Raw genomic sequence first — 11,980 nt, 5'->3', positions numbered from 1 at the left:
GACCGGAGGGCCGCGAGGTATGTCCCTCGAGAACGACCTCTACACCGATCCGAAGCTCGCCCGGGTCTACGCGTCGGTGAGCGCCGGGAACGTCTGTAACGCCGAGTACGAACGGCCGGCGATGCGTGGCGCGGTCGGTGACCCGCGCGGGCTGGCCGTGCTCGATGCCGGCTGCGCAGCCGGCGAGCACGCCGCGTGGCTGGTCGGGAACGGCGCGCAAGTGACCGCCGTCGACGCCAGCCCGGCGATGGTCGCGCTGGCGCGCGAGCGGCTCGGTGACCGCGGCCGCGTCCTCCAAGCCGATCTGGCCCAACCGCTGCCCTTCGAGAACGCCAGTTTCGATACGATCTTCTCCTCGATGACCTTGCACTATCTTGCATCGTGGACGAACGCGCTCGCCGAGTTCGCGCGCATCCTGCGCCCCCGCGGGCGGCTCGTCTTTTCGACGCACCACCCGTACCTCACCATCGACCCGGAAGCCGACTATCACGCGGTGCGGCTCGTTCGTGACCGCTGGACCGGCTTCGGTCCCGACCCGATCGAGGTGCAGTTCTATCACCGCCCGCTCGAACGGATACTGAGCGACGTGGTCGCGGCGGGTTTCTCGATCGTACGTCTCATCGAACCGCTGCCGACCGCCGACGCGCCGAATCGTGAATCCGATTTGGGCCGGCGCTTGCGTACGCAGCCATGGTTCCTCATCGTCGACGCGGTATTGCAATAGGCAGATTTGGGAATTAGTATCGTCGAGCGAGGTATTTTCGATGCGAGCTACGTGGAAGCCACATGAGAAACACGGCGAGCTGACCGAGCGGGGCGATCTACCCGACAGCGTCTTCGCCTACCCCAAGGAACGCAAAGAGCCGCTGACCGACGAAAAGCACGTGCGCAATGCGATCGCGCGCTTCGATCAAACGACCGGCGTATCAGCGAGCGAGCGCGAACTGGCCTTCGCCAACATCAAGAAGGCAGCCGAGTACTATGGCGTCCATATGAACGAATCGTCGGTGAGCGACCTAGGCACGCGACCGAAGACCGGCCGCACCGCCGCCGACCGCAAGCGTTCGGCAAAGAAAGCCGCGGCGACACGGAAGAAACGCGGGACCGGCACCGGATCGACGCCCGCGCGTAAGCGCGGTGCAAAGCGAGCCGCCGCGACGCGGAAAAAGAAGGCCGCCCAGAAGCGCTGAACCGTCTATTTCGGATCGAACGCTCCGGTCAGAATCATCTGCTCGGAGAGTTCGCGCGCGTGCCGGTACTCCGGCCCGAGCCGTTCCAATTCTTCATCGAAGATCGCGCTGAGCGATGCCGGCGTGTACGGCCCGGGGTGGCGCATGCGTTGCGCGATCATCAGGCGATAGATCCGGTCGGTCGCGAGATCTTCCATGTAGCCGTCGAGTAGGCTCGCGCCGCGGCCCTCGAGCACGCCTTGACGATAGCGAATGACGGTGCGCACCGCGGCGCGCGTGCCCTCGAGCGTCGTCGTCCCGACGCCCTTCGGCGCGGGCCGCAGATCCGGGTGCGGGGTCGCCAGCTTCGGCCGCTTCTCCACTTGATTCGGAAAGGGAAATTGCGCGACCGCGATCGTGTTTTGATCGGGGTGGCCGGTCCAGGCGCCGTCCATGAGGCAGCTCGCCTCGTTTTTTTTGTCCCGCTCGAGCACATCGAGCGCGCGCGCGTTGAGCTCCGGGTTTTCGCGATCCGGAAAGAGCGCGGTCATGCCGCCGATCGCGAGCGCGCCGTGCTTGTGCGTGATCTCGGGCATCAGGTTGCGCAAATTCTGGAAGAACGGGACGTCGATGGGGATCGTGTTGCGATCGGGCAAGACCCAGTTTGGATCTTCCAGATTGAAATGGATCAGGCTCGCCATGTAGTCCCAGCGCCCGAGATTCAACCCGAGGATGTACTCGCGTAAATTGAAGAGGAACTCTTCCATCTCGTAGGCGACCGGAAAGGCTTCGATCAGCGCCATCGCCTTGATCGACCCCGGCTTCCACCGCTTCGCCGCCACGATCGCGTCGAAGAGGTCGTTCCACCAGAGCGCTTCCTCGGCCGATTCGGACTTTGGAATGTAGATGCACAGCGGATGTTTGAGGCGGTCGTACTCGAGGCGGTACGTGAGCAGCGCGGCGTCGAAGAGCGAGGCGCTGGTCACTTCGCCCGGCACGATCCCGGCCTGCGACATATGCAGACCGCGCACGCGATTCCAGACGACCGTCGTGCTCGGAGCGATGCCGATCGTCGCGCCGCGTTTGCGATCGTCGTACGTGAGCTCGCCGTAGAGCGCGGCGATGAGATTCGCATGGCCGAGCATCAGGTGCTCCCAGGTGTTGGCCATCGAATCTTCGAGATCGAGCATCACGCCGGGCGCGCCGGAGTTGAGCATCTTCACGACCAGTTCCGCATCGTCGGCGGGACCGGTCATTTGGTTACGCTGATCTTGGCACCACGCGGGCAGCTCGATCCGCCACGGCGTCGTCGTGGCCTGCGAGGGCGCGCGATATCCCGGCCGCTCGCCTTGGTGCGCGCGCGCAAGGCGTTCGGCGCGCACCGCGGTCAGCCGCTGCTGCGCCGGCGTAAAGCGCTGGTGGAGCGGGAGAAAGAACTCCGCGAATCCCGGCGGCAGGTCTTGCTCGAGCGCGAACCCTGCCGGGGCTTCGTTCATACTAGGCACGCAGGACTTGTTCGACGTGCCCGTTACCGTAGAACTGCTCGGCCTCGGTCGAGCCTTCGAGCGCGGTCGTCGAGGATCGACCCTCACTGATCGTCTGCGTCACTTCGTCGAAGTACCCCGTTCCGACTTCGCGCTGGTGGCGGGTGGCCGTGTAGCCGAACTTCTCGGCGGCGAATTCCGCCTGTTGGAATTCGGCGTACGCGCTCATCCCGCGCTTCTTGAAATCGCGGGCCAGCTCGAAGAAGCTGAAGTTGAGCGCGTGGAAGCCCGCGAGCGTGATGAACTGGAACTTATAGCCGAGCGCGTTGAGCTCGTCGCGGAATGCCGCAATCGAGGCGTCGTCGAGCTTCTTCTTCCAGTTGAACGAGGGCGAGCAGTTGTAGGCGAGCAGCTTGCCGGGGAACTTCGCGTGAATTGCGTGGGCGAATCTGCGCGCTTCTTCGATGCTCGGTTCTGAGGTCTCCATCCAGATCAGATCGGCGTAGGGCGCGTACGCAAGTCCGCGGGCGATGCAGACCTCCACGCCTTCGCGCGTGCGGAAAAAGCCTTCGGCGGTACGTTCGCCGGTGATGAATTGACGATCGATCGGATCGATGTCGCTGGTGATCAGCGTGGCGGCGTTGGCGTCGGTGCGGGCGACGATGATCGTCGGCACGTCGAGCACGTCGGCGGCAAGCCGCGCGGCGATCAGATGGCGCACGGCCTGTTGCGTGGGGATCAGCACCTTGCCGCCGAGGTGACCGCACTTTTTCTCGGAGCTGAGTTGATCTTCCAGGTGCACGCCGGCGGCGCCGGCTTCGATCATCGCCTTGGTCAATTCGAAGACGTTCAGCGGACCGCCGAAGCCGGCTTCGGCGTCGGCGACGATCGGCAGATAGTTCCGCGGGCCGCCGCGTCCTTCGACCGTTTCGATTTGATCGAGACGCTGCAAGGCGGCGTTGATGCGCTTGACGAGTTGTGGAACGCTGTTGACCGGATAGAGACTTTGATCCGGATAGATGTTGCCCGACGTGTTTGCGTCGGCGGCGACTTGCCAACCGCTGCAGTAGATCGCCTCGAGTCCGGCCTTGGCGGCCTGCACGGCTTGACCGCCGGTCATCACGCCGAGCGTCGCGGTGGCCTGCGGCTCGTGCAGCAGCGACCAGAGCCGCTCGGCGCCCAAGCGCGCGAGCGTTTGCTCGACGATCACGCTGCCTTGCAGCTTCACGACGTCCTCGGCGGAATAGCGGCGCTCGATTGCGCTCCAGCGGGCATCGCTCTTCCACGAATCGGTCAGGGCGGTGGCGCGGCCGTTGCTGTTCAACTCAGGCTCCTTTGTGATTGGATCGCTCAGATTGCTCATTGGACCGGGTCAATTGGATCGCTCGTAGGCGATCATTGGACTGCCATCTTACCCTTATACTCGGTTAACCAAGCACTGTCAATCGGTTTACGGATCGGCTTTCGGAGGCAACAGCCGTTCACGCGTGCATCAAGAACGCGTGTATCCCGGATTCCCTTGGTCTCCTCGTTTGGTATAGATCGGTTGCGCGGCGGCCGATCTTCTTCCGTTTTTCGAACACTTAACCGGATCGCGCGCGCCGCTGATCCACAATGAGAAGACCCGCGATACTCGAAAGACCGCTGCCATGTCTGCCTGCATTCGATTCGCTGCAATCCTTGCCGCGCTGATTCTCTCGTGCGCGCAGATCGCGCAAGCCGCTCCATCGATGCGCGACGTGTTGCGCATCACCGACGGCTTGCGCGATTTCAGCAACGTCACGATCTCGCCCGACGGATCGCATGTCGCTTGGCAACAGAGCCTGCACCACCTCGACTCGGTCTGGATCGACGACCTTAGCACGGGTCGCACGGTGCGCCTGAGCGCCGGCCGCAGCGGAACCAATGCGACCTACCCGGCTTGGTCGCCCGACGGCTTGCACGTCGCGTTTCTCGCGGATGCGCGCACGAAGGGAAGACCCTCGCTCTACGTCGCCGACGCGAACGGATCGCACCTTCGTCTCCTCGCGGCGCTGGGAGGCTTGCCGCAACGCCTGACCTGGTCGCCCGACGGCAAGCGCCTCGCCTTTCTGTACATCGCGCACCCGCACCGGCTCGCCGGCGCGCTCGCCCCCGGCGCGCGTGACGTCGGCGTGATCGGCACGGTGAACGACGAACAGCAGATTGCGACGGTCGATGTCTCGACCGGCGCGCTCACACTGGTGAGCCCCGCGCCGGACTACGTCTACGAGTACGCCTGGTCGCCGGATTCGTCGCGTTTCGCGTGTACCTACGCGCGCGGCAACGGTGACAACAACTGGTGGATCGCGAAGCTCGCGACCATTCCCGCCAGCGGCGGCACGTTCCACGATCTGCTGGCGCCGAGGTTTCAGATAAACGATCCGCAATGGTCGCCCGACGGCACGCACGTCGCGATCGTCGGCGGATTGATGAGCGACTTCGGGCCGGTGGGCGGCGACGTGTACGTGGTCGATGCGCAAACCGGTGTGTACCGCGACGCAACGCCGCAGGCGCGTTTCAACGTGGCGGATCTCCATTGGACGCGCAGTTCGCGCATCGTGCTGGTCGCGCACGTCCTCGGCGCGCTGCACATCCTCTACCTCGACCCGCGCACCGGGGTCACCACGACCGTGCTCGGCGGCGAGGAGACCCTGCGCAATCTCTCCCTCGCGGCGCGTGCGCCGCAGGTCGCGCTGGTGCGAACCTCGTTTACGCTGCCGCCCGAAGTATGGGCCGGGACGCCGGGAAATCTGCAGCCGGTCACGCACGCGAACGCAAACGTGCCCAAACTCTACGGTAAAGTGGTCTCGCTGAGGTGGAAGAGCGCGCCCTTCACGGTGCAGGGCTGGCTGATCTATCCGCTCGGATTCGATCCGCACAAGAAGTACCCGATGCTGACCTACATTCACGGCGGCCCGTCGTCGGAATGGACGCCGATGTATGATTATCGCTATGTCGCCGCGGCAACCGCGCGCGGCTACTTCGTGCTCGAACCCAACCCGCGCGGCAGCTACGGGCAAGGCGAGGCGTTCACCCGCGCCAACGTCAAGGATTTCGGCTACGGCGACTGGCGTGACGATCTGGCCGGCGTCGACCAAGCGATCGCGTCGGCGCCGGTCGATCCGCACCGGCTCGGCCTCTTCGGTTGGAGCTACGGCGGCTATATGGCGATGTGGGCCGAAACGCAGACGCGGCGCTTCAAGGCAATCGTCGCCGGCGCCGGCATCGTCAACTGGCAGTCATACTACGGCCAGAACAAGATCGATCAGTGGATGATCCCGTTCTTCGGTGCATCAGTCTACGATGATCCGGCCGTGTACGCCAAGAGTTCTCCGATCACGTTCATCAAGAATTCGCACACGCCGGTCTTGATTCTGCAAGGCGAGCGCGACGAAGAGGTTCCGGCGCCGCAGGCGTTCGAGTTCTATCACGCGATGCAAGCGTTGGGCGTGCCGTCACAACTCGTCGTCTATGCGGGCGAGGGGCACGGTCCGCGCCAGCCAAAAAACCAAATCGACATCCTCGAACGCATGGTCGGCTGGTTCGACAAATACTTGCGCTAAAGTGTCATCCCGAGCGGAGCGAAGCGTAGTCGAGGGAAGCTTCACCCGTGTGTTGCCCGCGAAGACGCTCCTCGCGTCCTTCGAGGCACTCGCCGCTGCGCGCTCGTGCACCTCAGGATGACCGTTGCTCCGTCACCCTGATGACCGTTGCTCCGTCACCCTGATGACCGTTGCTCCGTCACCCTGAGGTGCGAGCCGAAGGCGAGCCTCGAAGGGTCGCATCCTGCGAATGGCGCAAAACTTCGAGCCTTCGCTTAGCAACACACGGATCGCGCTTCCCTCGACTCCGCGGAGTCGAAGGGCTCGGGATGACAACATAGCCGCACGAGGCGGCCGAACCGTCTATACCAGCGTTGGTAACGGCAACGACGGGCGAGTCGAAAGATCCGGGCGCAGTTCGGTCGTGTATTCGAGCGCGCGGTCCATCATGCGCAGGGCGAAATCCATCTGCGGATCGCGGCCGTCGCGGTAGTCTTGAGGCGCGTAGTCGACGTCGTAATCCGGATCGGTGCCGTAGTTCTCGACCTTCCAGCCGACGTCGGAGAACCAGAACGAGTACTCCGGCTGCGTCGTCACCGTGCCGTCGACCAGATGGTGATACGGATTGATGCCGATCACGCCGCCCCAGGTGCGTTTGCCGACCAGCGGGCCGAGCTTGTAGAGCTTGAAGCAGTGACTGAAGATGTCGCCGTCCGAGCCGGCAAATTGATTCGTGATCGCAATCATCGGCCCGGCGACCGACTCCGGTGGATACGGAATCGGCGTACCGTAACGCGGAACGTCGTAGCCGACGCGCTTGCGCGCGAGCTTCTCGAGCAGCAGCGGGGAGACGTGGCCGCCGCGGTTGTAACGCACGTCGACGACCAGCCCCTTGCGATCGAACTCGTTCAAGTACCCGCGATGGAACTCGGCAAACCCCCATGGTCCCATGTCGGGAATGTGCACGTAACCGACGCGTCCGTTCGTTTTCTCGTGCACGTAACCGCGGTTGGCTTCGACCCACGCGCGGTAGCGCAGAAGCGATTCACTCGCCAGCGCTTTGACCAACACGGTTCGCTCTTCATCGCGCCGCGTGCGCAGCGTGACCGAGAGATCCTTGCTGGCGCTGTTGACCAGGAGACGATCCGGAGCAACATCGCGCGAAAGGCGTTTGCCGCCGAGCGCGACCAGGACGTCGCCTTCGTGGATGTCGAGGCCGGGTTCGGCCAGCGGTGAATCTTCGCCGCGGTTCCACGAGTCGCCGCGATAGATCCGCACGATCCGGTATCCGCCACGCTCTTCGTCCCAGGCGAGATCCGCGCCGAGGAAACCGCGCTGATATTGCGGCGGTACGCGATGATCGCCGCCGAACTCGTAGGCGTGCGAGGTGCCCAGCTCACCTTGCATCTCCCAGATCACGTCCGAGAGCTCGGTACGCGTTCGCACGCGCGGCAGCACGCTCTTGTAGCGGTCGTAGACGCGATCCCAGTCGATGTCGCTCATGTCCTCGACCCAGAAATGTTCGGTTTGCAGACGCCAGGCTTCCCGATACATTTGCGCCCATTCGTCGCGCGGCTCGATCTCGACGCTTGCGCGGTTCAGATCGATCCAGCCGCTCTTGCGTCCCGGCTCGGGCGCAGGTTTCTCCGGTTCTTCCTCGCCCAGATCCGCGGTCGCGTCGATGGCGCGCAAGCGGTCGTGCGAGCGGTAGATCAGCGTGCGCCCGTCGTTGCCGAGCCGCATCTCGCCGACGTCGGTCGCGACCGTCGCCTGGCGCAGGTTTTCGAAGTCGTACGCGAGCAGTGTGCCCGAGCCGGTCTCCTCTTCGTCCTCGTCGTTCTCCGCGTTCTTGATCCCCTTGACCGGAAAGCGCGTGTAAAGCACGCGTCCCTTCACCGCGACGATCTGTTCGTAGTCGCCTTCGTCGACCGGGAAACCGAGTACGCGGCCAGCGATATCGTCGAAGTCGACCTCGATCCGCACCTCGTCGTGTTTTTCGTTCGCGTGCTTCCCGTCGGGGTGATCGTGATCGTGGTCGTGATCGCGATGAACCGGGCGCGGTTGGGGAATGAAGGGCGAGGGAACATCGTTGCGCAGCGTCACGACGAAGGGGCGCTGTGCCTGCGGAAAGCTCAGGTCGAACTGCAGCGCGTCGTAAACCGGGTGAAAGTCGCGCGTCGAAATGAAGTAGAGATAGTTGCCCTGCGGGTCCCACGCCGGCGAATGATCGATCCGCAGCGGCGAGGTTACGTCGTGAACCTTACCCGAGCGCACCTTTGCCACCCGAATGATCGAGGCGCCGCGCGTCGGCGACCACACGTAGGCGATGTAGCGGCCGTCGGGTGAGAAGGCGAGGTCGGTGATGCGTTGGGCGGGGCTCTGGTCGAGCAGACGGATCTTGCCGTCGTCCAAATCGATCACGCACAGTTCGTGACGATGATTGGCGAAGGCAAGCACGTCGCTCGCGGGCGAGACGGCCAGATCGGTCACCCGCCCGATGTCGCCCGAGGTAACCATCTTGGGCTCGTCCGAAACGTCGGCGCGCTGTACCGCGATCTGTTCGAAGCCGTTCGGATCGGTAACGCAGGCAAAGCGCTTGCGGTCCGCGAGCCATTCGGTCAAGCGCGTCCGCACGCGGCTGGTGCCGCCGTGCGAAATCACCGCGCCCTCGAAGAGCGGCATCGTGAACGCCTGTCCGCGTGCGACGAACGCCAGGCGCGTGCCGTCGGGATGCGGCGCGAAATGCTCGAGACCGTGCGAAGCGCCCTCGAAGCGGCGCGTGGTTTGCGGTTCGGCCGAGGGCGCGTCGATTTCGAGTTGGACCGCCGTATCGGTCGCGAGGTCGATCAAACTGATCGCTCCGCCGCTCGAATAGACGATGCGCGTTCCGTCGGTCGACGGAAAGCGGGCGTAATACTCGGCTTCGTTCGAGTGGCGCGTCACGTCGCTGCCGTCGATGGCGCACGAATAGATGTTGCCGATCCCCTCGTGATCGGAGAGGAAGTAGATGCGCTCGCCGATCCACATCGGCCAGGCCGGGTTGCCGTCGGGCAATTTCATCTTTTCGAAATCACCGCGCGCGCCGGCGTCGATCCAGACTTCGCCGGCGGTGCCGCCGCGGTACCGCTTCCAGCGCGCGGGGTCGATGGCGTTGCGACCGAGCGCGAGCGCGCCGCCGGGTCCATAGGAAAACGAACGCGCGTGTCCGACGTGCAGTTCGCGCGGTTCGCCGCCGCCGGCCGCGACCGCGAACGGGCGCGTCTCACCTTCGTACCACGCGCGCGCGTTGGCGACAAAGTGAATCTCTCGGCCGTCGCCGCTCCAACCGATGCAGTACGCGCTGGTCGAACCCAAGAAGGTCAGCCGCCGCGGTTTGCCGCCGCCCGCCGGCATCACGTACACTTCCGGATTGCCGTCGTCGGTCGAAATGAACGCGACCATCGTCGCATCGGGCGAGAGCCGTGGCGTGGAGCAGGTGCCGAAACTGGCGGTAAGCCGCGTCGCGCTGCCCCCGCCGGACCCAACGCTCCACAAATCATCCTCACACACGAAGATGATGCGATCGCCCGCAATCGTCGGGTACCGGTAATAGCCTTGGCTCATGGTCTGCGGTGAGTTGGCGAAGCCGCGCGCACGCTCTTGCGGGGCGGCGTTACTTTGTGCTACAAAGTAAAATATGCTGCACGCCCACGCTCCCGCCAGCGCCCCCGAACACGTCGCCGTCATCATGGACGGCAATCGCCGGTGGGCTCGGGAACGGGGCCTGCCGATCGCCGAAGGCTACCGGCGCGGCGTGGCCGCGCTTCGAGCGGCCGTCCGGGCGGCGGCCCGGGCCGGCGTCGGGCGCATCACCGCGTACGGCTTCTCCACCGAGAACTGGCAGCGCGAATCGCAGGAAGTGAGCCTGCTCATGAGCCTGTACGCAGCGTGCGCGCGCAGTGAGAAACCCGATCTGATTCGCCAAGGCGTGCGCGTCGAAATCATCGGCGAGCTCGATGCGTTCGCGCTGCCCGCGCGAGCGGCGCTCCGCGATCTGGTCGAGGGAACCAAGGGCGGCACGCGCATCACGCTCGCGCTTGCGCTCAATTACAGCGGTCGCAGCGAGATCGTGCGCGCGGTGCAGGCGGTTGCCGCCGACGTTGCCGCGGGCGCGCTCGCGCCCGGCGACATCGACGAATCGCTGTTGCGGGCAAAGATGTACGCGCCCCACGCCCCCGATCCCGATCTCTTGATCCGTACCGGTTCGGAACACCGCGTCTCCAATTTCTTGCTCTATCAGCTCGCATATACCGAACTGCTCACGCTGCCGGTGATGTGGCCCGATTTCGATGAAACGACCTTCGTCGAGGCGGTGCGTGTCTATGCCGAGCGCCAGCGCCGTTACGGCGCCTGATTGATCGCGGCGTCGCGCCCTTCGTAGAGCAGACGGCCCAGCGTCCCGACCAAATCGGCCGTGTTGTCGAGTTGATCGACGCGCGAAACGAGAACCGGCGTCTGCGTGCGCAGTTCGAACGGAACCATCGTCCCGTCACCGTTCGCGAAGAGTTCGGCGCGGTAGCCGGCCAGCGTGCGGAAGAGCAATTCCGCATAGAGTGCGTTGGCCCAGCCGAACTCCTGACGCGTGTAGCGCCAGTAGCCGTCGGGGTAGAAGCTCTCGTGAATGAGTCCATCTTCGCTGTCGGTCTCGGCCAGCGTGGTGATGCTGTTTTCGATCTCGAGGTCGTCGGTCGAGGTCAGCGCGCGCCCGATGATCCCGAGCGGCCAGACGAAGCCGTACGGCGTGTGCGGGCTGCCAAGTCCCTGCGCGTAGCGGCCGCTGAAATACCACGGGTTGTCCATGCTAAGCACGAACGCGCGTGTGTTGAGGTAGATGGGATCGTAGGAAGAGCACCAGTCGATGCCCGGCAGCTCGGTCAAGTTGGGGACATTGGCGTCGTCCATGAGATTGTAATTCCCGTAGCCGTCGGTCTCGTAGGCGTACATCCATACGCCGCGCTGCGCGTCGTAGAAGATGCCGTAGCGCAGGATCCCGATCATGACGCGAGCTTCGAGCTGCTGCGCCTCGCGGCTGAGCTGCACGTCGCCGTAACCGGTGCGCGCGAGCGAGGCGATGTCGCGCAGGGCGACTGCGGCAATGGCGTTCTGGGGAATGTTGAAACGGTATTCCACCGGGTCGTCGGAAGGGCGAAAGGCGCCCCAGATCAGCCCGGTGCCCTCGTCGAACTCGTCTTTGGTCGGTACGTGATAGGGATAAACGTAGTGACTGCACTCACGATGATGCTCTTCGCAGTTATAGGTGAAGACGATCTGTTTGAGCGCCACGTGGAAATTCGGCGTGAAGATCGTGCGGTCGCCGGTCGCTCGCAGATAGACTTCCGCCAAAATCACCGGCCAGGCGATCGAGTCGACTTCCCATTTGCGTTCCCAGGTGTGGTAGTCTTCCTGAAACGCATTCGCGTAGACGTCTTTGTCGATCGCGCGCGCGTCGCGTTCGATGACGCCGGCGAACCGTACGCGGAGCAGCGGGTAGTTAGCCTGAAAACGCACGTACGGAATCGTTTGCGCCGAGGAATCGCGCAGCCACATCGCCGGAATGTCGCCGGTCTGCACGTACGTGGTTCCGTCGTCTTCCAGAAAAAAATCGTGAAAGAGCGTGTGGAAGAGCGTGTCGGTTTGGATGTTCCGCGTGCGCGCGCCGGTCAACGGTACGATGAGGGTTTGCGCGATCAGCAGCGATGCAACGATCGCGTGGAGCATGTGTGCC

Annotated in this window: 8 protein-coding genes; 4 read left to right on the top strand and 4 right to left on the bottom strand. The window is 64.2% G+C overall.

Going from position 1 to position 11,980, the window contains the following annotated elements; all coding sequences use genetic code 11:
- Window positions 1-19 precede the first annotated feature (19 nt).
- Both VMF11_08760 and VMF11_08755 read left to right on the top strand, forming a co-directional pair.
- On the top strand, window positions 20-724 hold the full coding sequence (locus VMF11_08760; protein ID HTU70402.1) for a class I SAM-dependent methyltransferase: 705 nt from the start codon (window positions 20-22) through the stop codon (window positions 722-724).
- 40 nt (window positions 725-764) lie between these two features.
- Window positions 765-1,190: a DUF6582 domain-containing protein gene (locus tag VMF11_08755; protein HTU70401.1), complete on the top strand. Its 426-nt coding sequence runs from the start codon at window positions 765-767 to the stop codon at window positions 1,188-1,190.
- 5 nt (window positions 1,191-1,195) lie between these two features.
- On the opposite strand, the gene VMF11_08750 is transcribed toward VMF11_08755, so the two are convergent.
- Together VMF11_08750 and aceA are read right to left on the bottom strand one after the other, a co-directional pair.
- Window positions 1,196-2,665 (bottom strand): hypothetical protein, encoded by a 1,470-nt coding sequence (locus VMF11_08750; GenBank protein HTU70400.1) that lies wholly within the window; start codon window positions 2,663-2,665, stop codon window positions 1,196-1,198.
- A 1-nt stretch (window position 2,666) separates the two neighbouring features.
- Entirely contained in the window at window positions 2,667-3,977 is a 1,311-nt protein-coding gene (aceA, locus tag VMF11_08745) for an isocitrate lyase (GenBank protein ID HTU70399.1), read from the bottom strand.
- 325 nt (window positions 3,978-4,302) lie between these two features.
- Here aceA and VMF11_08740 point away from each other — a divergent pair, with 325 nt between their 5' ends.
- Complete coding sequence (locus tag VMF11_08740; protein HTU70398.1) at window positions 4,303-6,237, top strand: S9 family peptidase; 1,935 nt, start codon at window positions 4,303-4,305, stop codon at window positions 6,235-6,237.
- A 342-nt stretch (window positions 6,238-6,579) separates the two neighbouring features.
- Here the strand turns inward: VMF11_08740 and VMF11_08735 are convergent, their stop codons facing one another.
- Entirely contained in the window at window positions 6,580-9,819 is a 3,240-nt protein-coding gene (locus tag VMF11_08735; GenBank protein ID HTU70397.1) for a S41 family peptidase, read from the bottom strand.
- A gap of 73 nt (window positions 9,820-9,892) precedes the next feature.
- Here VMF11_08735 and uppS point away from each other — a divergent pair, with 73 nt between their 5' ends.
- Window positions 9,893-10,609 (top strand): polyprenyl diphosphate synthase, encoded by a 717-nt coding sequence (gene uppS / locus VMF11_08730; protein HTU70396.1) that lies wholly within the window; start codon window positions 9,893-9,895, stop codon window positions 10,607-10,609.
- Here uppS and VMF11_08725 read toward each other — a convergent pair.
- A complete protein-coding gene (locus VMF11_08725) occupies window positions 10,597-11,973 on the bottom strand; it encodes a glycoside hydrolase family 125 protein (protein ID HTU70395.1) in 1,377 nt (458 codons plus the stop codon). The genes uppS and VMF11_08725 overlap by 13 nt on opposite strands.
- Window positions 11,974-11,980: the final 7 nt, after the last annotated feature.

It is taken from the genome of Candidatus Baltobacteraceae bacterium (genome assembly GCA_035502855.1).
Lineage (GTDB): Bacteria > Vulcanimicrobiota > Vulcanimicrobiia > Vulcanimicrobiales > Vulcanimicrobiaceae > Aquilonibacter.
This window is presented reverse-complemented; position numbering and strand designations above follow the sequence as displayed.

Bases quoted from the DNA above. Each gene is read 5' to 3' on its own strand.
- uppS (HTU70396.1), top strand. From the start codon at position 9,893: ATGCTGCACGCCCACGCTCCCGCCAGCGCCCCCGAACACGTCGCCGTC.
- VMF11_08735 (HTU70397.1), bottom strand. From the start codon at position 9,819: ATGAGCCAAGGCTATTACCGGTACCCGACGATTGCGGGCGATCGCATC.
- VMF11_08755 (HTU70401.1), top strand. From the start codon at position 765: ATGCGAGCTACGTGGAAGCCACATGAGAAACACGGCGAGCTGACCGAG.
- VMF11_08740 (HTU70398.1), top strand. From the start codon at position 4,303: ATGTCTGCCTGCATTCGATTCGCTGCAATCCTTGCCGCGCTGATTCTC.
- VMF11_08725 (HTU70395.1), bottom strand. From the start codon at position 11,973: ATGCTCCACGCGATCGTTGCATCGCTGCTGATCGCGCAAACCCTCATC.
- VMF11_08750 (HTU70400.1), bottom strand. From the start codon at position 2,665: ATGAACGAAGCCCCGGCAGGGTTCGCGCTCGAGCAAGACCTGCCGCCG.
- VMF11_08760 (HTU70402.1), top strand. From the start codon at position 20: ATGTCCCTCGAGAACGACCTCTACACCGATCCGAAGCTCGCCCGGGTC.